The organism is Promicromonospora umidemergens, assembly GCF_024171995.1.
Lineage (GTDB): Bacteria > Actinomycetota > Actinomycetes > Actinomycetales > Cellulomonadaceae > Promicromonospora > Promicromonospora umidemergens.
On the sequence record NZ_JAMTCT010000015.1, the window covers coordinates 58,913 to 83,496 of the forward strand.

Consider the following 24,584-nt stretch of genomic DNA (forward strand, 5'->3'; position numbering starts at 1 on the left):
CTCGTGCGCGGACCTCACACCTGCCGGGCGCGGTCGATGACCTCCTCGACGGTCAGCGGGCTCGACGGGTGGTAGCTCAGGCAGATGGGGGTGCGAATCTTCTGAAATGCCAGCCCCTCGGCAACGGCATAGAACTCACCGGTGCCCAGCCGGGAGATGTCTGGTACCGCACTGGACTTCGCGGCTGCCATCTCCCTGGCAGCGGTGATCTGCGACGGACTGTTGAGGAACCCGTACAGCTGCGTGGCGGCGTTGCCGGAGATCCGGTTGTGGATACCGCGTGGCGCCTGCGTGGCGAACACCAGGCCGAGTCCGTACTTGCGGGCCTGCGAGGCCAGCGCGAGGGTGCTGTGCGTGCTCGCGGTCAGCGAACCGGACGGAGCGATGGTCTGCGCCTCGTCCATGACCAGTAGTCCACCGAGCGGCCGGTCCCCGGCGGGGTTCCGCTTGATCCAGGCGAACAGAGCCATCTGGAGCTGGTTGACGAAGCTCTGCCGTTGCTCCTCGGTAGGCAGGCCGATCAGGCTGATCACCGAGATCCGGGCACGTTTCCCCGCCTCGGGGGTGAGCAGCACGCCGGGGTCCACCGGTTCACCGACCCCGCCGAACAACGGATCGTTGATCGTGGCTGCACGCAAGGTCTGCGCCATGTCCGCGGCCATCTCGTGCGCTTTGGCCAGTCGCGTCACGCCATCGGGCAGGTCACCGAGCAGATCCAGGAAGTGGCTGAGCCCTTCGCCGCCCTTGCGTGCGAAGTACTGCAGCGCCTGGTTGAGAACGGCCCGTGAACGCTCGGCCTTCGCAGTCGGACCGTCGGCGCGGGCACGCGGTGCGAGCGCGGCGACCGCCGTGTCAACGGCCTGGCGGAACTCGTCCGGGTCGTCGGCAACCGCGGCGAAATCGGGCAGCGGGCGAAACGCCAGCGGCCGACCGGATTCCCGGCGGGGCGTCCAGACCACGACATCGGTGTTGCGAAGGTAGTCGTCGGCGCGGGCCGCGTCATGGGGTCCCCAAGCATCCGGTGGCTGCGGCCACGGGTCGCCAAGCCGCGCCAGGTCATTGTTGGGGTCGAGCACGATCGCGGACACGCCACGCAGAGCGCACTCCTCGACCAGCCGGCGGATCAGCACTGTCTTGCCCGATCCGGACCCGGCGAAGATCGCCGTGTGCTTCCGCAGCGACTCCAGACTGATCGTCACCGGCGCACCGGTGTCCATCCGGTCACCCACGTGCAGCGTCAACGGATCCGCTGCCGCCTGGCCCGGAGCCACCACCACCGGGTCGGTGGTGTCAGGGGCAACGAACGGCAAGGTTGCGGCGGACGGTTGCGGCATGGGGACCGGCCCTGGTTCAGGACGCGGCGGTTCCGGGTCGTCCCTCGGATCGCCGAACACCGCGCGCAGGAGCGCGGTGCGTCCGGCCGGGCGGCGGCTGAGCAACCATGCCCTGAACCGGGCCGGTGGCTGGGTGCCAGCGAGTCGCTCCAAGGCCGCGAACGTGCGAAGTCCGGTCTCCAGCGTCTCCCTCGACAGCTCGATCACGACCCCGCCGGCCGCCTCGAACTCCTGGACCTTCTGCCGGGTCTTGTTGCCGTTCGACCACTCACCGGTGCGCAACAGGAAGACTTTACGTTTCTGCGCCGATGGGTCCAGCCCCGTGGCGATCAGGACCCGGTCGATCCGATTGATGACCGCCCGCCCGTCTCGCCACCCGATCGCCCGGAACGACCAGTAGATCTTGTCTTCGGTGTCCTCGTCGATGATCCGGTGCACTTCAGCGTGCAGGGCAGGATTTCCGGCGGCCATCGTCTCCAGAGGCAGCACATAACGGAGGCGTTCTTCACCCTGCTCGACGATCCACCACTTCAACGCTGAACGGATAAGGCGCGGTACGTGCTGATCTTCCTGCTTCGGGTCGAGTGACTTTGCGACGTCCGCGATCACGCTCGTATCGTTCACCAAGGCGGTCAGCTGCTCGTCGATCTCGGTGAACGCACCCTGATCTGACGGCAATGGCGCAGGCCCCGGTCGCGGCGTAGGCGTGTCCTTGCCACTCGGCTCGGCAATGCTGGTCAGCTCGACGACGTGGTTCGCGCCCAGGCACGCCCGGAGGTGGGTATCGATCTGGCGGATGAGGCCGCGAGCAGTGAACAGGCCAGAGTCGGCGAACGCTTCCGGCCGTACCGGCCAGGTTGGATAGGGCGGGGTAAATCCGACCTCGCCGAATTTGAGCGCGAACCGCCTTTCGATGAGCGTCCGCCCGATCACTGCTGACGGGACGGTGTCCAGCTGCTCGGCGTGGCGGAACCGTTGCTCGACGGAGCCCAGCGAATGTTGGTGGATTCGCTTCCAGACCGGCTCGGTGCAGGCAACCAGAACCAGTGTCCGACGAGTGACCTCGCGCAGCTCCATGAGCCCGCTGCCGACGTCGTCGAACATCTGCTTCCTGGGCAGACCCATCGATTCAGGTTCAGCGTCAGGTCCCTCGGACGCGGCGCCGTCGGCCGCTCGATCCGATTGCTGGATAAGCGTGTCGATCTGGTCCAGGGCGATCACGCTCGGCCCGGTGAGCGCGATCAGCTTGAAGAGCTCACCGACCGTCTCGTGCGGCTTCCTAGAGGCGGCGCGAATACCCCATTCGGCGCGTTCGCCTACCACCAGCTCGTCTTCCGCCGACAGTAGATAGGCGCTGCCGACCTCCCTGATCGCCAGCGACCTGCTGGCCAGCAGCGTCAGGGCTCGCAGAGTGTGTCCACATTCGAAGGCGAGCTGCTGGTCGACGTCGTCCAGCGCCTCGACGATGCCGTCGAGTCCCGACCGGGTCGGTTCGTCGTGCCCCATGAGCTGCCGGTGCAAGGGTTCGGGCAGATCGAGTCTTTGAGACAGTCCCCGTCGCAGGGCTTCACCCTGCTTGACTCCGTCACGGCCGGGTCGCAGCAGGCCGCCGAGCACGTCGTGCACCACCTTCTGCCAGAAGGCCCGCTCGTGGCGCAGGTCAAGGGCGAAGAAATAGCCGCCCGCCGCCATGACCCGCGACCGTACGGCCGCGACAAGGTGAGTCTTTCCCGAACCGGGCTGTCCGGTGACGACCACGCCGAGCGGGCTCTCCGCGGAGCTGGCCTTGGCGTCGCGGAAACCGTCCATGACCGTACCGAACGCCGAACCGTTGAGGCCTGCGACGTGGGTCTCCGGGTCCTCCCACACGCCGTCCCTGCTGATCGCCCAGTTGACCCTGGTCAGTTCCGCCAGTGCGCCGCGCTCGATCTCCCTCATGGGCGCCCGATAGACATGAGGTGCACGTCCGTGCCTCCCATGCGCAGCGCGGCTGCCCTGTCTGCCTCGGTCAGCGTCTTCTGGTCGAACTCAGGATTGAGCCGCACTTCCCGTTCCAGGACCAGACGCAGCAAGGTGGCGTCCAGGTCGGCACGCGGTATGTCGGCGACGGTGTGCCGCAGCCGCGCAAGGCCGACCCAGGAACCTGGCGTGGCAGCCAGTGCGGCGTACGCGGCACGGATCCGACCTATGATGTCGACGGCGGGCACGGTCGGCTCGTCATCCAGGGCGAAGATGTCCGCGACACGCAGATCGGATCGCGCCATGAAGGCTGCGAACCGGCGGGTCAGCGCGTATTGCAGCCGCGTGGGTTTCGACGCACGCTCCGGAGCGGGGCTGCCCAGCTCTTCCCCACAGCGCCGCCAACCCTCGTCCGTGAGCTCGTGCATCCACGCCCGGTACCGGCCCGTCTGCCACGCCCTGATGTAGCCCAGGTCGACCAAGCGCTCCCGCGCCCTCTTCTCGATCGTGATACCCAGCTCATCTGCTAGCCCAGCGTTGGACACCTCCCGGGTCAGCGTCATCAGCGCGAGCAGCGCCGACCGTTCCGGCAGGTTCAGCTGGGTGTCCGACATGGCGCAAACGTACCTGGATTCCGACTTGACGGGCAGTGTCGTCGCAGGCCACGGCGCAAAACTCACCCGCCTGGTGAGTCTGGGGCCGGGTGTGGAGCTCCGCTTCACCAGATTGCCCTCTTCGAAGTGCCCCGACACTCCAGTGAGTGACCAGCTCAGCCCTAGTCACTGTGGCGTCCCGAGGCTCCCTGAAGGGAGCCACTCGACGTCCCAGCCATCCTCGGTCACGGCGAGCTCGAATTCGCTCATGCCCATGAACCACCAGTCACCGATCGTGGTCAGAGAGCCAGCCTGACCCTCGCAGATGATCGCGATGATCGCGCCGCTCTCGTCCGCTTCGGCAACGACGAACTTGCCCATGTACGGGCCAGCAGTGAAACGGGCGTCGCGTCGACTCGTCGAGCTCACCGTAGGGATCGACATGCGCCTACCGCTCCACGTTCTGCGCGGCGGCACCCTGACCGATCACACCGTCGCGAAACGCCTGGAAGTCCGCCCACCCGTCTCTGCCGCCTTCCTCGATGAACTCGCCAGACGAGCAGTCGAGCGCACTGCACCCGAGGACGTGCGCGGTCTCGCGGACCACCTGGACGACATCGTCGCCACCACCGCGCACGTGCAGCATGATCGACCGGACCGGGTCCTCGCTGCCGATGTTGAACTCGATCGACCAGCCCGACCGCTCGAGGTCGCCCCACGTCGGGTCACTCAGGTCCAGGTCCGCGAACGCAGCCTGCAACCGGCTGAGAACCTCGGCGACCGAACCGATTGGTAGTGGCTCGTAGTCGCGTGGGATCTCCTCGATCGTGGTCTCGGGCGGTGCGTTGAACAGGCTGATGTCCCAGCTCATCGTGCGGCTCCTTCTCGACGTCTCGCAACGACACGCACCGTAGCGGTACCCGCCGACATTCCCGCTGAAGTCGACGTCGGCAAGCATGAGGTTCGCCTCCACCGTGAACACGCTCTGTGGCGCGACGCGGAGGGTGTCGAGGCAGGTCTCGGAGTCGCTGCCGATGGTGATCAGACGCAGTCCCAGGTGATGCGGCCTTCGAGTGTGTCGTGAGAGAGGAAGACGTAGGCGGTGCCGCCGCCGAAGTTCAGGGCGTACGGGTCATCGTCGGTTCCTTCGGCGCCGTCGAGCTGGAGGAAGAACCGCCACGACAGGCCGGGCGGGACCGAGGGGAGGTGCGGCTGCCAGAACACCGGTGTGCCGCCGACATAGCTGCGGGTCGTGTCGGCGCTGTCGTCGAGCTCTTCGTAGGGATCGGGGTACAGCCCGCGCCGTTCGGCGTCGCCCTCTGCGGCCTTCGCGTCGAGGAAGCCGTCCGTAGCCGGGTCCAGGGATGTGAGGTCGACGGACAGCTCGACCGGTACCTCGTCGTCCCAGGTGGTCCCTCGGGTCCACAGCGTGGGACCGGTGGCGGCATCGGCGGTGCGCACGACGTCGGGGACGCGGCCGCCGGGTTGGATGATGACGGCGTTCTCGCCCGCCTCGGGGTCCCCGGTCTCGCGCAGGCCGGGGTCCTCGGCCGTCATGAACAGGTACGCGATCCGGCCGTCACTCTGCGGGACAGGAAACTGCCCGATGAACATCATGAGGGCACCGTCGGTCCGCGACAGCGGCCACTGCGGCGCTTCGAGCCAGACCGGCTGCCCCCCAAGCTTCGCATCGGGCGTGGTGATGGGTTCTGTGGCGGGACGGAAGGACATCCCCAGGCGCGGGGCAAGCCACGCATCGCACGCGCCGGCGACCGTACTGGTGAGCTGCTGCACGGACGCCATCCTGCCGCAGACGTGAATCCCGCCCGGCGCTCCGGGCGATGCTCAGGCGCGGCTCATAGGGTCCAGCCAAAGGGCGTGTGCGTCGTTCGCCGGTGAGGTCGAAATGGCGCCGGCCGGTGCAGGGTGGTCCAGATCGGGTGGTACTACAGTCCTGGTCGTGACGAAGGAGATCCGTGACATCAGGCCGCAGCTCGCCCTGGTGGGGGACGACCTATGGGTGCGGGGATGAGCGCGCCAGGCCCGCAGGAGGGGGCAGCACTGCCGGTGTTCCGGTACCACCCAGACCCGATGGCGACCGGCGCCGTAGCGGCCGAACCGGTGGTTTGCCGGGTGTGCAGGCGGGAGCGGTCGCACCGGTACACCTTGCCCGTCTACTCCGAGCACGACGTGGACTCGGTGTGCCCGTGGTGCATCGCCGACGGATCTCTTGCGGCAAGGTTCGACGCGTTCCTCAACGACATTGCCGGTCACCTGCCGCAGGGTTTTGAGGATGACCCTGACTGGGCCGACTGGTCCACTCCGCCGTACCTCCGGGTCCCGGAGGCAGTCCGCGACGAGGTGTGCCGCCGTACGCCGGGGTTCTCGTCATGGCAGGAGGTCGACTGGTTGGTCTGCTGCAACGACGCGATGCAGTACCTCGGCCTGGCCGACAGCTGCGCGATCGAGCACGAACCCGGGTTGCGGCGTGCTCTGGAAGAGGTCGGCGTACCTGGCGAATTCATCGCTGAGCTGCGCGCCGACACCAACGCCTCGATCCTGTGCCACTGGTTCCGTTGCCTGCACTGCACCACGAGCCGGGGTTTCGTCGACAGCGACTGACCTCTGCCGGAGGTCGTGCACTTCCTACCGCTCGATCCGTTTGCCCGTGCTCCGGCTCATGTCAGCAGCGTGGTGATCGCATCGAGGAGTCTCCGACGCAGGTTGTCGTCGTCCCAGACGAGGCTGTCCCAGATGCCGGAGGTGACGATGCGAGCGTCCTGCTCCGCAAGCGCGCGCAGTCCGGGAACGACATCGGCGTCGCCCATATCGGTGAGCAGGTCTGTGCCATCGATGCTGCCCCACGGACCCGCGATCTCCTCAAGAAGCAGCGGAATGAGACCGGCTGTAGCAGTGCCGGCACGCCAGAGCGCGCGGGCCGCTGGAACCCGTGCAGGGCCGCGGAACGACTCAGTGCGTTCTGCGAGGCCTCGCAATGCTGGGACAAACCGTCCGAGGAGTTCAGGCGGCAGCTCTGCGGACAGCTCGGCCGCTCGGGCTGCGGGCCTCTCACCGGCTCGCAGCACCGCGTCCAGGGTCGGGGCTACGGCGTCGATGTCCCCGACGGCGCGCCAGACGATGCGGGCAGCGGCGACTTGGAGTTCCCGGTCGGGGTAGGTCTCGGCAGCGCGTCCGGTCAGGTGTGCTCGCAGGCGCGGAACCAGGGACGTCGCGTCGGGTCCAGCCTCTGCGACCAGGTTCAGGTCCCAGTCGGTGAGCCGATGACCGTTGTCCAGGAGCCCTGCGGCCACCGCTATCAGCGGCGCAGGCTCCTCACACAGTTGATGCAGGGCGTGGGCAGCCCGTAGCGCGGGAAGCCCGTCGCCGTCGGCCGCCGCGCGGAGCGCAGCCTCGGCGCCACGGGCCGCCGGGCCGATCGCGGCCAGCGCCATGGGAACGGCGTACGGAGCCACGGGGAGTGCGTCGACAAGGACGCCGAGGGCGGGTGCCGCGGCCGGCCCCCAGCCCCTGAGGACTGCGATGAGCGGAGCAGGGCCTCTCGACGATCCTGCGGAAGTCGCCCACTCGACGCGCTCGCTCGCCGAGGCATCAAGCACGATCGCCAGTCGGCCACGGATGGCGGCCAGGAGGTCGGGGGCGAAGGACGGGACGTTGTCGCCGAGCAGCCGCAGCGCGTCTGGCGACCGGCCGCGTTCCCATGCAGCAGTCAGTGCTGGAATGACGCGGTCGTCCCGGAGTCGGGTCAGAACGGCGATCGCCATGTTCGCGGGACCGCGGTGGTCGGTGACGTCGCCGAGCGCGAGGTGCGCCAGTTCCGGCGCCAGGCTGGACACCGCATGGCCGGCGTCGCCAGCTGCCGCGACGGCAGCCGCTACGACGTCGGCGTCGTCGTCAGCCAGAAGTTCGCGGAGCTGCCCAACGGACTCCCGCGCGGCGGACCGGCTCGCACGCGAGCGGAGGGCGAGGTTCTCCGCCTGACGGACACGACTCTGCGCAGAGCCAGTCCCCATCATCGTGACAACAGTCCGCGCAGCAACGGAGTCAAGACGTTCGATCACACCGTCGACCCGCGTGAAGGACTCCGTCCAGGCGCCGTTCCACTCCGCTTCCCGCTCGATCGCGGCCGCGAGGTGTTCCAGCGCCTCGTCAGGCACCGCGCGCCTGGCGTCGAGGAGCGCATGGGCCGCAGCGAGCGGAACGGGGAACGGATCGCGCAACGCGGCCTCGGCCACCGGGATGCCGACAGCAGGATCGACAGCACACAGACCCAGCACGATGCCTGCCTGAACCTGCGGATCGTCCTCAACCTCCCGCCGTGCGGCCAGAGCAGACGCAGCCTTATCCCCGGCGCCCGAGTAGGCAACTGCGTAGGTAGCGGCCTCACGGACCGCCTCTTCGGGGTCCTCCAGCAGCGGTAGGAGCGAGTCCGAGTGGTCTCGCAATGCCTCACGAACCGCGGGTAGGGCGCTGCCGTCGCTCATGTTCGGATCTCCGAACCCGCCCAACGCGAAGCACAGGGCATCCCGGTGGTGAACAGCGCGACCGGCGGCCAGGCCCACGATGAACGGCACCGCGACCGCAGTCACGGGATAGACCGTCCCCTGGTGCCAGATCGAGGAAAAGAACTCATCGAGCGCCTCACCCGCAACCCCCTCGTCCGGCGACGCGAGCCCTCGCAGAATCTCGGCCGCATCGCCCGCGGGCCCATAGGCCCCGCCCAAGCGGTCCCAGTCGATCGTGTCCAGGTCATCGAGCACCGCGCGAGCCTATCCGCTGACCGGCCGACCGAAACCGACATCCGTGCCTTGGCGCGGAGCGAGCGGCCCGTTAGGGCCAAGATCGACGGGTGCCGCGGCGTGGAACGCCAGCCGCTGGTCAGCACCGGCTGCCAGGTCCTCACAGAGCTTGCCGATCGTCAGGAACACCTCCCGCCGGTCCTTCCTGGTGCGGTCAGCGATCATGTCGGCGATGTTCTCCTCCAGGTCTCTGACGCGCTCGCCCGTCCACACCTTGCCGGCGAGAGTGACCAGCAGGTCCTCCAGCCGGCGGTCGGGCACATCCCAAGTTCCATGGGTCACGGCGAATCGCGCCAAGTGCTCGTCGTGGCCCATCCTGAGCAGGATCTGCTGGCCGGCTTCCTCGTGCTCCCGGCCCGGGCCGGTTAATTCAGCACGGTGGACGATCTTGCCGATGTCATGCGTCACAGCGCCGAACTCGACCGCTCGACGGTCGATCTTCAGTTCCGGGAAGGTCTCAGCGACCCCGTCGAGAAGGTTAACGGCGACGTCGTGGACGAGCCGCAGGTAGACCGCGAGACGTATCGGGGTCTCGTGCCCCGACAGTACCCCTGCGAGCCATTCCGGCAACGGCAGGATCCCGGTCATGCCATAGGAGCCCATCAGTAATTCCGGACGGGGCGCAGCGGAGTATTCGTCGAGCCCTGCGTCCCACCGACGCCATGCTTCGCGCCATCCGACGAACGGTCCGCGATTGCCCCACGCCTCGTCGTTGCTTCCCGGAGAGTCGTCCAGGTCAGCGGTCACGAGACGGCGGAGGAACTCCACCATCCCGATGTCGAACCCCACCAGACTTGGAGTCTGGTGACGGCGCCAGACCACGACTGGCCACGTGTCCGGGTCTTCGCCTGGGGCCTGCCCCAGGAACGGTTGACATGTCTTCTTTGATGAGTCAGGCCGCGAGGGCCAGGGTCCGGTCAGCGTAGACGGTCTCGAACTCGATTGGTGTCATGCGGCCCAGGCGGCGTTGTCGGCGGCGTCGGTGGTAGGTCCTCTCGATCCAGGTCACGATCGCCAACCGGAGCTGCTCGCGGGTGGTCCAGGGGCGCCGGTTCAGGACGTTCTTCTGCAGCAGGGAGAAGAACGACTCCATCGCGGCGTTGTCCACGCAGGCTCCGACCCGGCCCATCGACCCGGTGATCTGCTGGGACTTCAGGGCGCGGCGCAGCTTCTTGGACCGAAACTGCGACCCGCGGTCCGAGTGCAGCACCGTGCCGAGCGCGTCTGGGGTCGTGGGGATGACGTCACGCCTGCTCACGGCATGGTCCAGCGCGTCCACGGCCAGGCGGGCCTTCATCCGCGAGTCGATGGAGTAGCCCACGATCCGCCCCGAGTACACGTCCTTGATCGCGCACAGGTAGAGCTTGCCCTCGCTCGTGGGGTGCTCGGTGATATCCGTGAGCCACAACCGGTTGGGTGCACTTGCGGTGAAGTCGCGCTGGACGAGGTCGTCGTGCACGGGCGGGCCGGCCTTACGCCCGGTGCCCTTCTTACGGTGGATCACCGAGACGATCCCGACCTGCCGGCACAACGCATGCATGGTGTTCTCGCTCACGACGTGTCCGGCGTCTTTCAGGTCGTCAGCGATGAGGCGGTAGCCGAACTCCGGGTCATCGGTGTGGATGTCGAGGGCGGCGTTGATCAGGTGGGCCTGACGCCACTGGGCGTCGGTGACCGGCCGGGCCAGCCACTTGTAGTACCCCTGCCGGGAGAAGCCCAGAACCCGGCAGGTCACCGCGACGGGCAGACCGTCAGCGGCAAGCTCTTGGACCAGCGGGTAGGTCATTTTGGGGAGATCTCCTTGGCGAAGTACGCCGCCGCGCGACGCAAGATCTCTACTTCCTGCTCCAGGACACGGTTGCCCTTCTTCAGCTCACGCTGCTCTGCAGACTCGGCCTGCGTGGCACCGGGACGGTTCCCGTCCTCGACGTCTGCGGACTTGAGCCAGCGGCGCAAGCACGACTCGGTGATCCCGAAGTCCTTGGCGACCTGCGCGATCGGCGTCTGTCCCTGACGGGCGACCGCGATCACGTCACGACGAAACCCGGGTGGGTAAGCCTTAGGCACAACAACATCCTTCCAGCACCGACCACAGGCCGGTACGGATCAGATGTCAACCATCCCTGGGGCAATCCCGACCAGCATCTTCAGACCGCAGACTCGATCCAGCGCAGAATCTGAGCGTTCGTCTGCGGTGCGTTCTTGTGCAGCTGCACGTTGTGACCGCTGTCGGGCACGACGATTGACGTGAGGCCGGCCTGGTCCGAGTAGTACGGCCCTTCGTCGGCCAGCATCGTCTGCGGGGTGCACGTGTCGACGGTGCAGTACTGGTCCTTGTCCCCTGTGACCAGGAGGGTGGGCACGTTGATCGCCCGTGAGGGAGAGCGCGCCGTGGGAAGGTTCGCGCCGCCTGCGTCGTCGTCGGACGATTCCTCCTGGCGAACCACGTGGCTCATGCTGTCTCGCGAAGACTTGGAGGAGTCGTTCGTGGCGCCCGCCCAGGTGCCCTGCGCGGACGCCACGAGGTCGCCTACTTGATGACGCGGCCGCCGTCGGCGACGATGACCTGCCCGGTGATGAAGCTGGCCTTGTCGCCAGCGAGGAACGCGATGACCTCCGCGATCTCGGCCGGCTTGGCCGGGCGGGTGATCGCCGCCTGGTCGCGGAGCTTCTGGAACGCCTCTTCACCGCCCATCTCGGTGATGACGGCCTCCGTATCGATGGAGCCCGGTGCGACGGAGTTCACGCGGACGTTGTGCTCGGCGAACTCGGCCGCCCAGCCACGCGTGTACCCGTCGATCGCGGCCTTCTGCGCCCCGTACGTCGCCATGCCCGGCATGGCGAGCATCGACGCGATCGAGGACACGCTGATGATGCTGCCCCACTTCCGCTCGATCATGCCGGGCACGAGCCCCGCCACGAGCTGGAAGGGTGCCTGGATGTTCGTCTCCCACGACTCCGCGTTGCGCTCCACGGTCTGCGTCAGCACCGGTCCCAGTGAATCGCGATAGCTGGCGGCATTGTTGACGAGGACGTCCACGCTGCCGACGGCATCGATCAGCTTCGCGACGCTCTTCCGGTCACCCAGGTCCACCAGCGCGAAGCGGACATCGCCAAAGGCAGCAAGATCGCTCGCGACCTGTTCGCCGCGCTCGGCATTGCGGCCGGTGATGATCACCGACGCGCCCTCCTCGGCGAGCTTGTGCGCTGTCGCCGCACCGATACCGCTGGGAGCCCCTGCTCCGGTGACCAGCGCAACCTTGTTCTCAAGCGACATGACTCTCCCATCTCGGCGCAGTCTTGCCGCGCCTCTCAAGATGTAGCTGTCCGCTACAGCAATAGATCGTTGTGAGCACCCCAGACCCACGGTGGCGCGCTCAGGAAACCGTGAAGGCGCATGCGCGCCAGATTCACGGCGTGGACCGCGGACGAATATCAGGCCAGGCTCGGCATCGGCAGGGACACCGGGCGGCATTCGTCAGGATCTGACGGGCTGGCTAGCGAGCTCCCCGATCCGGTCCATGTTGGCGTATCCCCATTCGCACAACGGGCGCAGCGTCTCGGCGAGACTCGAGCCGAACGGCGTCAGCGAGTACTCGACGTGCGGGGGAAGCTCCTGGAAGTCCTTGCGGACCAGGATGTCGGCTGACTCAAGGTCTTTGAGCGCGCCGATCAGAACTTTCTCCGTCACACCGTCGACGAGGCGGCGCAGCTGGCCGAACCGCTGCGGACCATGCGCGGCGAGCTGCCACAGCACCAGAGACTTCCACCTGCCGCCGACGATGGACAGGGCGGCGTCCAAGCCGGAGTAAAACCCGCGCTCACTCATCTGCAGACACCTTTCCATCGGTCAATCGCTGTTGCCCTCGCTGCCCGAGGTATTCGGGACTCAGGCCTCGGGCCTGGTGCCCGCGGTCAGCGGCCCCGCCACGCGAGCATCTTCTCCAGCTCGGAGAAGTTGTACCCGTTCTCGTCCGGGTGGATCTCAGTGGTGAACAGAGTGACGCCCTCGGCGACGAAGGCTTCAGAGGTGGCTTCGTCGGTCCAGTCGATTCCCCGCTCGATGGTCGCCTCGTCGCGTCCGGCCTTGTCCGCGAGGCCCTTGAGCAATTCGTTCTTGCGACGAAACTCCTCGATGGGCTCGAAGCTGTGCCAGATGTCAGCATGACGCGCCACGATCGGCAAGGTGCGGCGCTCACCACCACCGCCTATCAGGATCGGGATGTCGCGCACCGGGGCCGGAGTCAGCTCCTGCAGCCGGTTCTTGATGCGCACGAGGCTTTCCTCGAAGTGGTCGAAGCGCGACTTGGTCGTGCCGAAGTCGTACTGATAGACGTCGAAGTCCTTCTGGTACCATCCGGTGCCCAGACCGAGGATGAGGCGACCCCCGCTGATGTGGTCGACCGTGCGCGCCATGTCGGCAAGCAGGTCGGGGTTGCGGAAGGCGACAGCTGTCACCAGGAGCCCGATCTCGGCCCTGCTCGTGCTCTCGCCCCATGCCGCCAGAGCGGTCCAGCCTTCGAAGTTGTTGACGTCTGCCTGCACGTCGTGCAGCTGCGGGATGCCGTCGACGATGTCAACGGCGGGCTTGTGGAAGTGGTCGTAGCCAAAGATCGCATCGACGCCCAGCTCCTCGGCGTGCTGCACCGCTCGGCGCCAGGTCGCATAGTCCGGCGTGCCGCCGGGCCACAGCTGAACTCCGATGCGAACGCGGTGGGGCTGGCTCGCGGCGGCCTCGATGTCGGTGGTGCTGGACGTGCCGGGCATGAATGTGCCTTCCGATTGTTCGCTTGATTGCCTCCGCGACACCGGGTCTCGTGCACCCAGACGTGGAACGGGGCTTGACGACCAGGCCTGGTCGCCTGCGCCAAGACCGAGTCAACTGCCGCTGCTTCCCACGGACAAGTACCTACTTTTTTGTAAGTACCCCCCGGCGCGGGTGGCTCAGGGACCACAAACCGGGTGCCAGTCAGTGCGATTGCGATTCCTCGCGCCTCGTCGCCGGAGGTCGCTGCACACCTACGGCATAGAGCCGAACTCCCGAAAGGAGCCCTCATGCCGCACACCAGCCCACCACCCGCCCATCCCACCCGCCTGGTCCCGCTAGCCGACGCCGCCGAGCACCTCCACGTGTCCGTCAAGACGCTGCGTCGCCGAATCGCAGACGGCACCATCGCGGGCTACCGAGTAGGCAGGCTCATCCGGGTCGACCTCGATGAACTGACACAGAGCCTTGTTGTCGCGATCCCATCAGCGCGTTCCATGTGAAACCCAGGACCGGTCGCGGCAGCGCGCACCTTGCGACCACAGCAGCTGGACCTCCTCGCGAGGGAGGTCCAGCCACTCGAGCATCAAGCAGCCCTGTCCCTCTCGGCCTTTGCACGCTCCAGCTCCAGCCGGATCTCCTCCCCCGCCGTCACACTCATCCGCGCAGCGAGCTCGATATCCCGGGCCATCGTCGCCTTCTGATACCGCAGCACCACAGTCACGTCGGAGTGCCCGCCACGCCGCATAAGCTCGGCCAGGGTCGCTCCCTCCTGTGCAATCCGGGTCAGCCCCGTGTGCCTCAGGTCGTGGAACCGGTAGCCGTCCGGAAGTCCCGTCACCGCGCCCCGAGCGGCCGCCCAGATGCCGTTCCATCGCGACGCCGACAGGTACTGGTTACCCCCCACACCCGGCACCACCGGCGACGTCCGTGCTCGCCCCACGTGCTGGTCGAGGTGCTCGCGCAGCCGCTCGATCATGAGCGGCGGGACCGACATCGACCGGAGGCCGCTGTCCGACTTCGGAGCCGTGAGCTTGCCCGTACTCCCGTTCTTCTGCCGCCGAACGTACAGCGTCGCCGCCGTCCGGTCGCTGTTCCAAACGATGTCGTGCCGCTGCAGCCCCAGCACCTCCCCGCGCCGCAGCTGGCACCACGCCGCGAACAGCACGGCGATCCGCCAGGGCTCCGGCACGGCCACGTAGAGCGCGTCGACCTGGGTAGGCGTGGCGACGTCGTCCTCGGGTGTGTGGGCGTCGTCGTGCCGTACGGACTTCCGGGTCGGCGTCGGCACGTCCGGCATCTTCGCGAGCAGCCCGTCACGCACCGCCGCCCTAAGAATCATCTTCAGCACGTCAACGGCGTCACCAGCGATCCCGTTGTGTGGGGCGTCCTCCTTGAGCACCGAGGGCATGGCGACGAGCTTGATCACGAGCGCCCGCACCCGCTCAGTGGAGATCTCCCGGACCTTCACGTCCCCGAGCGGAACCATGAGGTAGTTGCGCACCCGCCCTCGGTACGCAATCACGGTGCCTGGCCGGCGGAGCTTGCCGCCTTTGCCAGGCTCCGTCGCGATGCGCTCCAGCCACCGCTCGGCGTACTCGCGGAAGGTCACGTCCCGCGCGGCTGCGGCCCCAGCGGCGGCCCGCCGCCGTCGCACGGCCTCGCCGGGCGGGAGCCACTCTCCTCGACTGATTGCCGAGTGCACCCCATTGAGCCACTCGCGAGCGTCACCCTTGGTGAGGAACGTCAGCGGCTTGTCGTCCGCGGTCCGCGCCGAGTAGACCTTTTCGTCCGGACCCACATATCGTGCCTGCCAGCGCTTCGAGGGCAGCTTGCGCAGCCTGCCCCATGCCTCTCGCTTTTGCGGCCGTACCTCGGTTTTCGTGCCCATCGTCGGTTCCTTCCTGGTCGTGTCGGCGTGCCTCCTGCGTGCCTCTCGGGGAGGCAATTCGGGGCTCCTCACGTCCATAGGTGTCCACGACACCCCGGGACGCGAAGAGGCCCGGATCCGCGGAATTCCGCGGATCCGGGCCTCTGACCAGGCCGACCGCACAAGGGCGGCCGAGCGACCAACTAGAAGTTGATCATGTGCCCAGCAATACCGTGCACCGTCTCCTGCACAGACTCCGACAGCGTCGGGTGCGTGTGCACGTTGCGTGCCACCTCGTCGGCCGTGAGGTCCCACTTCTGCGCGAGCGTGAGCTCGGGCAGCAGCTCGGAGACGTCCGGGCCGATCATGTGGGCGCCCAGAATCTCGTTGTACTTGGCGTCGGCGACGAGCTTGACGAAGCCCGTGGTGTCGCCGAGGCCGTGCGCCTTGCCGTTCGCCATCGTCGGGAAGTTCGACACCTTGACGTCATAGCCCTCGTCGCGGGCCTGCTGCTCCGTGAGGCCGAAGGACGCGACCTGCGGCGAGCAGAACGTGGCACGCGGCATCATGCGGTAGTCGCCGAGGGGCTGGGTCTCGGCCCCTGCGATGGTCTCGGCGGCGACGACGCCCTGCGCCTCAGCGACGTGCGCCAGCATCAGCTTGGCGGTGACGTCACCGATGGAGTAGATGTGCGGCACGTTGGTCCGCATGACGTCGTCGATGGCGATGGCGCCACGCTCGGTGAGCTGCACGCCGGTGTTCTCGAGACCGAACCCGCTGACGTTGGGCGCGAAGCCGACGGCCATGAGGACCTTGTCGACCACGAGCTCGCCCGGCTTGTCGTCCTTGACGCCCTTGTAGGAGACGGTGACCGACGAGCCGTCGTCCTTGACGGTCTGGACCGCGGTCGAGGTCAGGAGCTTGACGCCCAGCTTCTTGTACTGCTTGGCGATCTCCTTGGAGACGTCAGCGTCCTCGTTCGGCAGCGCACGGTCGAGGAACTCGATGATCGTGACGTCCACGCCGTAGTTCTTCAGGACGTAGCCGAACTCCATGCCGATGGCGCCGGCGCCGACGATGGCGATCGACTTGGGCAGCTCCCGCGTGAGGATCTGCTCCTCGTAGGTCACCACGTTCGAGGACAGCTCGACGCCGGGCAGCAGGCGCACCTCGGAGCCGGTGGCGATGATCGCGTTGTCGAAGGTGACCGTCTCGGTGCCGCCCTTGTTGAGCGCCACCTCGATGGTGTTCGCGTCGCGGAACGTGCCGCGGCCGTCGAGCTCGGTGATCTTGTTCTTCTTCATCAGGAAGTGGACGCCCTTGACGCGGCCGCCGGCCACGTCGCGCGAGCGGTCGAACGCCTTGCCGAAGTCGAACGTGACGTCCCCGGTCATGCCGAAGAGGTCCTTCTGGTGGTTGAAGATGTGCGCCAGCTCAGCGTTGCGGAGCAAGGCCTTCGAGGGGATGCAGCCCACATTGAGGCAGACACCGCCCCAATATTTCTCCTCGATGATCGCAACGGACTTACCGAGCTGGGCAGCGCGGATAGCGGCGACGTAGCCGCCGGGGCCCGCACCGAGGAGTACGACGTCGTAGTGGGAAGCCATGGGACAAGGGTATTAGTGCGCGCCAATCGCCGTGACGTGACTTCGGTCTCGTTCCCGCTACGACCCACGGCACGCCGTCAGCGCACGCTGTCGACGCCCTTGTTCGCCAGCACGTCCGCCGCCTCGTTGCCCGGGTCACCGGCGTGGCCCTTGACCCAGACCCAGCGCACCGTGTGCTGGGCGACCTCGGCGTCGAGCTCCTGCCACAGGTCGACGTTCTTGACCGGCTGCTTGCTAGCGGTCTTCCACCCGTTGCGCTTCCAGCCGACGATCCAGGTCTTCATACCGTTCATCACGTACGACGAGTCGACGTGGATGGTGACCTCGCTCGGCTGCTTGAGCGCCCGCAGCGCCTCGACCACAGCCTTGAGCTCCATGCGGTTGTTCGTGGTGAGCTTCTCCCCGCCGAACAGTTCCTTGGAGTGCTCCCCGGCCTTCAGGAGCGCACCCCAGCCGCCCAGCCCCGGGTTGCCCTTGCAGGCGCCGTCGGTCCACATCTCCACCACGGGTTGCGTCTGTGTCACGGCGCAACCCTAGCTTCGTCAGCGCGGGTACTCGGCCCCGTTGAAGGTCACCCGCAGGGAGTACAGCGAGGTTCCCGCCGTGATGTAGAGGTGGTTGCGCTTGAACCCCCCGAAGGTGAGGTTCGCGACCGGCTCGGGCAGGAGCAGCTTGCCGATCAGGTCGCCGTCGGAAGCGAAGCAGTGCACGCCGTCCCAGGCCGCCGCCCAGATCCGGCCGGCGGTGTCGAGGCGCATCCCGTCGAAGCGGCCGGCGTCGCACGTGGCATGGATCGCCCCACCGGTCAGATGCCCGTCGTCCGTCACGTCGAAGACCCTGATGTGGCTCGGGTCCTGGCGGGTGTCCACCACGAACAACCGCTGCTCGTCGGGCGAGAACGCCAGGCCGTTGGGCCGGACGAAGTCGTCGGCGACGACGGTGACCTCCCCGTCGACCGGATCCACGCGGAACACGTAGCAGGCGCCGTCGAGATCGGAGTCGCCCTTGTTGCCCTCGTAGTCGCCGGTGATCCCGTAGCTGGGGTCGGTGAACCAGACGGACCCGTCGGCCCGCACCACCACGTCGTTCGGGCTGTTGAGGCGCTCGCCGCGGTAGCTGTCCGCCAGGACCGTGAGCGAGCCGTCGTGCTCGGTGCGCGTCACCCGCCGGTTGCCCTGCTCGCAGGTGACGAGGCGCCCCTGGCGGTCGACGGTGTTCCCGTTGGCCTAGCCGGATCCGTGCCGCAGGACGCCGACGGCGCCCGTCGTCTCGTCGTAGCGCAGCAGCCGGTCGTTCGGGATGTCGCTGAAGACGAGGTACCGCCCGCCCGCGAAGTAGGCCGGTCCCTCGGTCTTCCTGGCCTCGGAGAAGTGGCGCTTGATGACGTAGTCGCCGTCACATCCGGTAAACCGCTCATCCAGCGCGACAAACTCGGCAGGAACCGTCTCAGATATAGACACGATTCGGAGATTAGACGAGAGGGCCGATTCTTGTACAGCCATCGTCATCGGTATAGTCCCTGCCATGGATGACGTCGACCGGGAGCTCCTGAAGCTGCTGCAGCAGGACGCGACCACGCCGTACACAGCGCTGGGCAAGTCCGTGGGGCTTTCCGCCGGCGCGGCTCACGACCGGGTGCGCAAGCTCCGAGAACGCGGGGTGATCCGCCGGACGACCATCGAGATCGACCCCGACGCCGTCGGCCGTGGCGTGCTCGCCTTTGTCATGGTCGACGCGAACGCCTGGATGGGCGACCCGTCCACCCGCGACGCGCTGGCCCGGATCGCGGAGATCGAGGAGGCGCACATCGTCGCCGGAGCGGCCTCGGTACTCGTGAAGGTGCGCACGGCGTCCACCGAAGAGCTGCAGCAGGCACTGCGCCGGATCTTCGGCGTCGACGGCGTCACCGGCACCGACGCGATAGTGGTCCTGGAGACGTTCTTCGAGCGCCCCACCCACATCTCGCCCCACCCGATCTGAGGAGTGTCAGAGGCGCGGCGTAGCGTGATCCGTGACGTCGGAAAAGCACCTGGGCCACCCGGAGGAACGGTATGAAGTTCGGATTCATCAGCAGCTTCGGCACGATCGACCAGCACGTCGCTCTGGCTCGCGAGAGCGAGGAGCATGGTTGGGACGGCTTCTTCACCTGGGACGCGATCAGCCTGGACGGTGAGTGGGCGATGCCTGTCTACGACCCGTTCGCCGTGCTCGCCGCCGCTGCCACGGTGACGGAGCGCATCACGCTCGGTGCGATGGTGTTCGCCGTACCACGGCACCGCCCGTGGGAGCTCGCGCAGCGTGCGCTCACGGTGGACCGCCTGTCCGGCGGTCGTCTGGTCCTGCCGGTGGGTGTCGGGGTGACCGACGACCGTGGCTTCACCTCTGCTCCGGGTCAGGCGATGGGTTTGAAGGAGCGGGCAGCGCTGCTGGACGAGACGCTGGCCTGGCTCGAGCAGTCCTGGTCCGGAGAGGGCTTCGAGTTCCAGGGGGAACACATCAGCACCGGCCCGTTCCGCTTTCCCGAGCAGCCGGTGAACGGCCGGATCCCGGTGTGGCCGGTCGGCGTCTGGGACGCTGAGCGGCCGCCCGCCAAGAACCTGAAGCGCACGCTGCGCTGGGACGGGATCGTCCCGCAGCTGCGCGGCACGACGGACGATCTGACGACAGAGCACATCACCGGACTGGTCGACTGGCTCACGGCGCACCGGTCGGACGGGACCGAGGGGAACGGCACGGCGGACGCCCGGAGCGACCGTCCGTTCGAGGTCGTCCTGCAGGGCAAGCTCTCCCCCGACCCTGCCGAGGCCGCAGAGCAGGCCCGCGTCATGGCCGACGCGGGCGTCACCTGGTGGATCGACTCGTGGTGGGACCCGGCCACCGTCACGCCGGAGCTGCTCCTGGAGAAGGTGCGCCAGGGCCCGCCGCCTATCTAGAACGACCGTTGGTCGAGCTTGTCGAGACCGGTCTCGACAAACTCGACCAACGAAGGTTCGGCCGGTGAACGACTGCCCGGTCAGACCGGGCGCGCCGCCTCGATCTCCACGGACGGCAGGTGCCGGGCCGGCAGCGTCTTCGGACGCCACGGCTCCCGGGTCGCCTCGAACGCGGTGATCTTGTCGGCCTGCTGCAGGGTGAGCCCGATGTCGTCGAGCCCTTCCATGAGGCGCCACCGCGTGTAGTCGTCGATCTGGAACGGCACGGTGACGTCGTCGGCCGTCGCGGTCTTGGCCTCGAGGTCAACGGTCACCTCGGTGCCCGGCCTGGTCTCGAGGATCTTCCACAGGATCTCGAGGTCCTCGGGCGAGACGACGCCTGCCACGAGGCCCTGCTTGCCCGAGTTGCCGCGGAAGATGTCGGCGAATCGGGAGGACAGCACGACCCGGAAGCCGTAGTCCTTGAGCGCCCAGACGGCGTGCTCACGCGAGGAGCCCGTGCCGAAGTCCGGCCCGGCCACGAGCACGGAGCCCGCCGAGTACGCCTCCTGGTTCAGCACGAACGAGGGGTCGCCCCGCCACGCGGCGAACAGCGCGTCCTCGAACCCGGTGCGCGTGACCCGCTTGAGGTACACGGCGGGGATGATCTGGTCGGTGTCGACGTTGCTGCGCCGCAGCGGGACGCCGACACCGGTGTGGGTGTGGATCTTCTCCATGGTCGTGCTCCTCTCAGCGCAGCGCGGGCTGGCCGGCAGCGGACCCGCTCGGGGCGGACCCGATCGCTACGGGAATGGGCAGGTCGACGACGGACTCGCCCAGCGGGGACGCGCCCACGCCGTCGAGCGGCGTGCCGTCGAACGTGGTGATGTCGATGGCGTCCGGCAGGTCCAGGTCACCGACGCTCGACAGGGTGCCCCGGATCGCCGTCGCCGCGGCGACCAGCGGCGAGACCAGGTGGGTACGTCCGCCCTTGCCCTGGCGGCCCTCGAAGTTACGGTTCGACGTGGAGGCCGACCGCTCCCCCGGCGCGAGCTGGTCCGGGTTCATGCCCAGACACATCGAGCACCCGGCGTTGCGCCACTCGGCGCCGAACTCCTTGAAGATCACGTCGAGGCCTTCGGCCTCGGCCTGCAGCCGTACCCGGGCCGAGGACGGGACCACCAGGACCCGCAGGGAGTCAGCCTTCTTGCGGCCCTTGACCACCTTCGCGACGGACCGCAGGTCCTCGATGCGCCCGTTGGTGCAGGAGCCGATGAACACCGTGTCGACAGGGATGTCGCGCAGCGGCGTGCCTGCGGTCAGGCCCATGTACTCCAGGGCCTTGGCAGCGGTCTCGCGCTCGCCCTCGTCGGCGATGTCCGCCGGGACCGGCACGGAGGCCGACAGCGGCAGGCCCTGGCCCGGGTTGGTGCCCCAGGTGACGAACGGCTCGAGGTCGGCGGCCTCGAGCACCACCTCGGCGTCGAACCGCGCGTCGTCGTCCGTGCGCAGGGTCCGCCAGTACTCGACGGCGGCGTCCCAGTCCTCGCCCTCGGGCGCGTGGGGACGGCCCTCGAGGTACTCGAACGTGGTCTCGTCCGGCGCGATCATGCCCGCGCGGGCGCCGGCCTCGATCGACATGTTGCAGATGGTCATCCGGGCTTCCATGGACAGCGCGCGGATGGCCTCGCCGCGGTACTCGAGCACGTAGCCCTGTCCGCCGCCGGTGCCGATCTTGGCGATGATCGCCAGGATGATGTCCTTGGACGTCGTGCCTGCGGGCAGCGTCCCGTTGACCGTGATCGCCATGGTCTTGAACGGCGCCAGCGGGAGCGTCTGGGTGGCGAGCACGTGCTCCACCTCGGACGTGCCGATGCCGAACGCGAGAGCGCCGAACGCGCCGTGCGTGGACGTGTGCGAGTCACCGCACACGACGGTGAGACCGGGCATCGTCAGGCCGAGCTGCGGCCCGACCTGGTGCACGATGCCCTGGTCGGCGTCGCCGAGGCTGTGCAGCCGGACGCCGAACTCCTTGGCGTTGGCGCGCAGCGTGTCGATCTGCGTGCGGCTCGTCAGATCGGCGATCGGCCGGTCGATGTCGAGCGTGGGAGTGTTGTGGTCCTCGGTCGCGATAGTGAGGTCGGGTCGCCGCACCTGACGTCCGGCGAGGCGCAGCCCCTCGAACGCCTGAGGGCTCGTGACCTCGTGCACCAGGTGCAGGTCGATGTAGAGAAGATCGGGTGAGCCGCCCTCGCCTCGACGCACCAGGTGCGCCTCCCAGACCTTCTCCGCCAGCGTGCCGGCCATTGCGGTTCGCCTCCCTGTAACTACCTCTGTCAGAAACAACTTTGGGCTTCGACTTGCAATCTCACGTTCCGAGACGGCAATATCGCGGTATGGACGATACTAGCGGAGTCGGCGTCTTGGACAAGGCGGCGTCCGTCCTCGGGGCACTCGAGGCCGGACCGGCCACCCTGGCGCAGCTCGTCTCCTCGACCGGCCTGGCTCGCCCGACGGCGCACCGCCTGGCCGTGGCACTCGAGCACCACCGGCTCGTGGCCCGTGACATGCAGGGCCGTTTCGTGCTGGGTCCGCGCCTCAACGAGCTGGCCACGGCCGCCGGTGAGGACCGCCTGCTGGCGGCTGCGAACCCGGTGCTCATCGCGCTGCGCGACCACACGGGCGAGAGCGCGCAGCTCTACCGGCGACAGGGCGACCACCGCGTGTGCGTCGCCGCCGCCGAGCGCCCGGTGGGCCTGCGCGACTCCATCCCCGTAGGGGCGACGCTCAGCATGAGCGCCGGCTCCGCCGCCCACGTGCTCCTGGCCTGGGAGGAGCCGGACCGCCTGCACCGCGGCCTGCGTGACGCGACCTTCACGGCCACCATCCTCTCCGGTGTCCGACGCCGGGGCTGGGCCCAGTCGGTCTCAGAACGTGAGCTCGGCGTGGCCTCGGTCTCCGCGCCGGTGCGCGGGCCGTCGGGCCGGGTCGTGGCCGCCGTCAGCGTGTCCGGTCCGGTGGAGCGCCTCTCCCGCCAGCCCGGCCGGCTGCACTCGGCCGCCGTCGTCGCGGCGGCGAACAAGCTCACCGAGGTCCTGCACCGGTCCGGCGAGTAGCCGACCGGAGCGGTGCCCACGAGGTGCACGGCTCGTGAGCGGTCTGTAAGCGTCGGTTCGCCACGCCGGGCCTGGTGATTCCCCTGGTCGGGGTGATATCAGTAGTCTCGTCCGAGACGTGTGCACACCAGGGGCGCACGCGGCAACGTCGGAGGAACCTGATGCCGCCCAAGGTGAAGCTCATACTCATCTGGCTCGTCGTGATCTTCCTGCTGTACTCGGTGGTCAACGACCCGGAAGGCTCTGCCAACGTCGTGCGCGCCCTCTGGGACGTCATCTGGGGAGCGATCACGAACATCGGTGTGTTCTTCGAGGAGCTCTTCACCGGGTCCATCGGCCGCTGACCCCGTAGGGTCGGCAGCGAGGCCGACCTTCTGACCGGGCCATCGGTTCGAACCGACGCACCGCAACCGACCACACCTCCGGGGAGACCCGCATGAGCGCTACAGCGGACTTCGTCGTCCCCAACCGCGCCCTGCAGCGGTACATCCTGGCGAACGAGAAGATCATCATCGCCACGCACCGCCACTGGGGCATGCTGTGGGAGCCGATCCTCACTGCGGCGGCCGCCTTCGTGCTGGCCATGGCTCTGCTCGTCGCCGTAGACGCCAACGTCCGGAACGACATGGGCTGGGTATGGCTGCCGTTCGCCGTCCTGGGCGGGCGCCTGCTGTACAAGTGGCTGGAGTGGCGGGCCCGGTGGTTCGTCATGACCGACCGCCGGCTGCTGCTGCTCGACGGTTTCCTGGTCCACCGGGTGGCGATGATGCCGTCGGAGAAGGTGACCGACCTCGGGTACGAGCGCACGCCGCTGGGCCAGCTGCTCGGCTACGGCACCTTCCTCTTCGAGACCGCCGGACAGGACCAGGCCCTCGACCGGGTCACCTGGGTACCCCGGCCGGACTCCCGGTACCGGCTCATCATCGCGTCGCTCTTCCACCCGGACGCCGCTGACGCCGAAGCGGCCGCGCAGGCCAACCCGGACATCCGGCCGGAGGCGAGCCTGTCGGCGGACGCATCCTCCGCACTCTCGCCGCCCTCGCTCATGCCGCGGATAGGGCGGCGCAGCAACCCGCCGACGCAGCGCATCGAGCTACCGACCGCCCGGAGCGGTGCCGACCCGGACAGCATGGCCGAGGAGAGCACGGCCAAGGACACGACGATCCCCGCGAGCACCGACCCCACCGGGGTCACCTGGTCGGGGACGGGCAGCGGCACGCACGACGAGCACGTGCCCGGCGGACCCACCGCCGACCCGAACGCCTCGGAGGTGCGGCCCGAGCCGTTCATCGAGGGCGGCAAGGACCCGAAGATCCGCTGAGCGGGGCCAGGGACCCGATACGGCCCGAGACGGCGAAAGGCCCGGTCCGCGTGGACCGGGCCTTTCTGCTGTACCCCCAGTGGGATTTGAACCCGCGCTACCGCCGTGAGAGGGCGGCGTCCTAGGCCGCTAGACGATGGGGGCCCGAACGGATCCGCCGACCGAAGCCGGTGGACCTGCGTACCCCCAGCGGGATTTGAACCCGCGTTACCGCCGTGAGAGGGCGGCGTCCTAGGCCGCTAGACGATGGGGGCCTGAACTGCCGGTCAAGGACCGGTTGTCGGTGAGAA

Annotated in this window: 25 protein-coding genes, 2 tRNA genes and 1 pseudogene; 7 read left to right on the top strand and 21 right to left on the bottom strand. The window is 68.0% G+C overall.

The window, feature by feature from the left end:
• Positions 1 to 14 precede the first annotated feature (14 nt).
• The 5 genes from APR04_RS20605 to APR04_RS20625 form a co-directional block, all read right to left on the bottom strand.
• The gene (locus tag APR04_RS20605) at positions 15 to 3,272 is read right to left on the bottom strand and encodes a helicase HerA domain-containing protein (RefSeq protein ID WP_253873769.1); all 3,258 of its coding nucleotides are present in this window, start codon (positions 3,270 to 3,272) and stop codon (positions 15 to 17) included.
• Complete coding sequence (locus APR04_RS20610; RefSeq protein ID WP_253873771.1) at positions 3,269 to 3,907, bottom strand: hypothetical protein; 639 nt, start codon at positions 3,905 to 3,907, stop codon at positions 3,269 to 3,271. The genes APR04_RS20605 and APR04_RS20610 overlap by 4 nt, the downstream gene beginning before the upstream one ends.
• 165 nt (positions 3,908 to 4,072) lie before the next feature.
• Positions 4,073 to 4,267, bottom strand: coding sequence for a hypothetical protein (locus APR04_RS20615; protein ID WP_253873773.1), 195 nt, complete (start codon positions 4,265 to 4,267; stop codon positions 4,073 to 4,075).
• Positions 4,268 to 4,334: 67 nt separating this feature from the next.
• A complete protein-coding gene (locus APR04_RS20620; protein WP_253873776.1) occupies positions 4,335 to 4,757 on the bottom strand; it encodes a hypothetical protein in 423 nt (140 codons plus the stop codon).
• 170 nt (positions 4,758 to 4,927) lie between these two features.
• Complete coding sequence (locus APR04_RS20625) at positions 4,928 to 5,680, bottom strand: hypothetical protein (protein ID WP_253873778.1); 753 nt, start codon at positions 5,678 to 5,680, stop codon at positions 4,928 to 4,930.
• A gap of 234 nt (positions 5,681 to 5,914) precedes the next feature.
• On the opposite strand from APR04_RS20625, the gene APR04_RS20630 reads away from it, so the two are divergent.
• The gene (locus APR04_RS20630) at positions 5,915 to 6,508 is read left to right on the top strand and encodes a CbrC family protein (protein WP_253873780.1); all 594 of its coding nucleotides are present in this window, start codon (positions 5,915 to 5,917) and stop codon (positions 6,506 to 6,508) included.
• A 56-nt stretch (positions 6,509 to 6,564) separates the two neighbouring features.
• Here the strand turns inward: APR04_RS20630 and APR04_RS20635 are convergent, their stop codons facing one another.
• The 7 genes from APR04_RS20635 to APR04_RS20665 form a co-directional block, all read right to left on the bottom strand.
• The gene (locus APR04_RS20635; RefSeq protein ID WP_253873782.1) at positions 6,565 to 8,664 is read right to left on the bottom strand and encodes a hypothetical protein; all 2,100 of its coding nucleotides are present in this window, start codon (positions 8,662 to 8,664) and stop codon (positions 6,565 to 6,567) included.
• Positions 8,665 to 8,673: 9 nt separating this feature from the next.
• The gene (locus APR04_RS20640; protein ID WP_253873784.1) at positions 8,674 to 9,492 is read right to left on the bottom strand and encodes an HD domain-containing protein; all 819 of its coding nucleotides are present in this window, start codon (positions 9,490 to 9,492) and stop codon (positions 8,674 to 8,676) included.
• Between the two features lie 103 nt (positions 9,493 to 9,595).
• Positions 9,596 to 10,770, bottom strand: a protein-coding gene (locus APR04_RS20645; protein WP_253873786.1) for an IS3 family transposase whose coding sequence is annotated in 2 segments (ribosomal slippage) — positions 9,596 to 10,497 and positions 10,497 to 10,770 — 1,176 coding nt in all. Because the reading frame shifts where the segments join, the coding sequence is not laid out codon by codon here.
• Between the two features lie 80 nt (positions 10,771 to 10,850).
• Positions 10,851 to 11,159: an alpha/beta fold hydrolase gene (locus APR04_RS20650; RefSeq protein ID WP_253873788.1), complete on the bottom strand. Its 309-nt coding sequence runs from the start codon at positions 11,157 to 11,159 to the stop codon at positions 10,851 to 10,853.
• Positions 11,160 to 11,233: 74 nt separating this feature from the next.
• Positions 11,234 to 11,980 (bottom strand): SDR family NAD(P)-dependent oxidoreductase, encoded by a 747-nt coding sequence (locus APR04_RS20655; protein ID WP_253873790.1) that lies wholly within the window; start codon positions 11,978 to 11,980, stop codon positions 11,234 to 11,236.
• A gap of 201 nt (positions 11,981 to 12,181) precedes the next feature.
• Entirely contained in the window at positions 12,182 to 12,532 is a 351-nt protein-coding gene (locus tag APR04_RS20660) for a winged helix-turn-helix transcriptional regulator (RefSeq protein ID WP_253873792.1), read from the bottom strand.
• An 86-nt stretch (positions 12,533 to 12,618) separates the two neighbouring features.
• Positions 12,619 to 13,512, bottom strand: a complete 894-nt coding sequence (locus tag APR04_RS20665) for an LLM class F420-dependent oxidoreductase (protein ID WP_253873794.1) — start codon at positions 13,510 to 13,512, stop codon at positions 12,619 to 12,621.
• Between the two features lie 246 nt (positions 13,513 to 13,758).
• On the opposite strand from APR04_RS20665, the gene APR04_RS20670 reads away from it, so the two are divergent.
• Positions 13,759 to 13,971, top strand: coding sequence for a helix-turn-helix domain-containing protein (locus APR04_RS20670; RefSeq protein WP_253873796.1), 213 nt, complete (start codon positions 13,759 to 13,761; stop codon positions 13,969 to 13,971).
• A gap of 83 nt (positions 13,972 to 14,054) precedes the next feature.
• Here APR04_RS20670 and APR04_RS20675 read toward each other — a convergent pair whose 3' ends face one another.
• The 5 genes and pseudogenes from APR04_RS20675 to APR04_RS20695 all read right to left on the bottom strand — a co-directional run bounded on the left by APR04_RS20675 (position 14,055) and on the right by APR04_RS20695 (position 18,405).
• On the bottom strand, positions 14,055 to 15,359 hold the full coding sequence (locus APR04_RS20675; protein ID WP_253873798.1) for a tyrosine-type recombinase/integrase: 1,305 nt from the start codon (positions 15,357 to 15,359) through the stop codon (positions 14,055 to 14,057).
• Positions 15,360 to 15,541: 182 nt separating this feature from the next.
• The gene (lpdA, locus tag APR04_RS20680) at positions 15,542 to 16,945 is read right to left on the bottom strand and encodes a dihydrolipoyl dehydrogenase (RefSeq protein WP_253873800.1); all 1,404 of its coding nucleotides are present in this window, start codon (positions 16,943 to 16,945) and stop codon (positions 15,542 to 15,544) included.
• 77 nt (positions 16,946 to 17,022) lie between these two features.
• A complete protein-coding gene (rnhA, locus tag APR04_RS20685) occupies positions 17,023 to 17,469 on the bottom strand; it encodes a ribonuclease HI (protein ID WP_425569913.1) in 447 nt (148 codons plus the stop codon).
• An 18-nt stretch (positions 17,470 to 17,487) separates the two neighbouring features.
• Positions 17,488 to 18,156, bottom strand: a pseudogene (locus tag APR04_RS20690) (SMP-30/gluconolactonase/LRE family protein); the annotation flags it as partial.
• 15 nt (positions 18,157 to 18,171) lie between these two features.
• The gene (locus APR04_RS20695; protein ID WP_253873805.1) at positions 18,172 to 18,405 is read right to left on the bottom strand and encodes a hypothetical protein; all 234 of its coding nucleotides are present in this window, start codon (positions 18,403 to 18,405) and stop codon (positions 18,172 to 18,174) included.
• 64 nt (positions 18,406 to 18,469) lie between these two features.
• On the opposite strand from APR04_RS20695, the gene APR04_RS20700 reads away from it, so the two are divergent.
• Positions 18,470 to 18,925 carry an Lrp/AsnC family transcriptional regulator gene (locus tag APR04_RS20700; protein WP_253873807.1) on the top strand — a complete coding sequence of 152 codons (456 nt, stop codon included), beginning with the start codon at positions 18,470 to 18,472 and terminating at the stop codon, positions 18,923 to 18,925.
• A 71-nt stretch (positions 18,926 to 18,996) separates the two neighbouring features.
• Positions 18,997 to 19,878, top strand: a complete 882-nt coding sequence (locus tag APR04_RS20705) for an LLM class flavin-dependent oxidoreductase (protein WP_253873809.1) — start codon at positions 18,997 to 18,999, stop codon at positions 19,876 to 19,878.
• Between the two features lie 80 nt (positions 19,879 to 19,958).
• Here APR04_RS20705 and leuD read toward each other — a convergent pair whose 3' ends face one another.
• Together leuD and leuC are read right to left on the bottom strand one after the other, a co-directional pair.
• A complete protein-coding gene (leuD, locus tag APR04_RS20710; RefSeq protein ID WP_253873811.1) occupies positions 19,959 to 20,594 on the bottom strand; it encodes a 3-isopropylmalate dehydratase small subunit in 636 nt (211 codons plus the stop codon).
• Between the two features lie 13 nt (positions 20,595 to 20,607).
• Complete coding sequence (leuC, locus tag APR04_RS20715; protein ID WP_253873813.1) at positions 20,608 to 22,164, bottom strand: 3-isopropylmalate dehydratase large subunit; 1,557 nt, start codon at positions 22,162 to 22,164, stop codon at positions 20,608 to 20,610.
• An 89-nt stretch (positions 22,165 to 22,253) separates the two neighbouring features.
• On the opposite strand from leuC, the gene APR04_RS20720 reads away from it, so the two are divergent.
• The 3 genes from APR04_RS20720 to APR04_RS20730 all read left to right on the top strand — a co-directional run bounded on the left by APR04_RS20720 (position 22,254) and on the right by APR04_RS20730 (position 24,294).
• Entirely contained in the window at positions 22,254 to 22,973 is a 720-nt protein-coding gene (locus APR04_RS20720) for an IclR family transcriptional regulator (RefSeq protein WP_026365378.1), read from the top strand.
• Between the two features lie 161 nt (positions 22,974 to 23,134).
• On the top strand, positions 23,135 to 23,317 hold the full coding sequence (locus APR04_RS20725; protein WP_253873815.1) for a hypothetical protein: 183 nt from the start codon (positions 23,135 to 23,137) through the stop codon (positions 23,315 to 23,317).
• A gap of 92 nt (positions 23,318 to 23,409) precedes the next feature.
• The gene (locus APR04_RS20730; RefSeq protein WP_253873817.1) at positions 23,410 to 24,294 is read left to right on the top strand and encodes a PH domain-containing protein; all 885 of its coding nucleotides are present in this window, start codon (positions 23,410 to 23,412) and stop codon (positions 24,292 to 24,294) included.
• A gap of 71 nt (positions 24,295 to 24,365) precedes the next feature.
• Here the strand turns inward: APR04_RS20730 and APR04_RS20735 are convergent.
• Positions 24,366 to 24,438, bottom strand: a tRNA-Glu gene (locus tag APR04_RS20735).
• Between the two features lie 37 nt (positions 24,439 to 24,475).
• A tRNA-Glu gene (locus APR04_RS20740) sits at positions 24,476 to 24,548 on the bottom strand.
• Positions 24,549 to 24,584 lie beyond the last annotated feature (36 nt).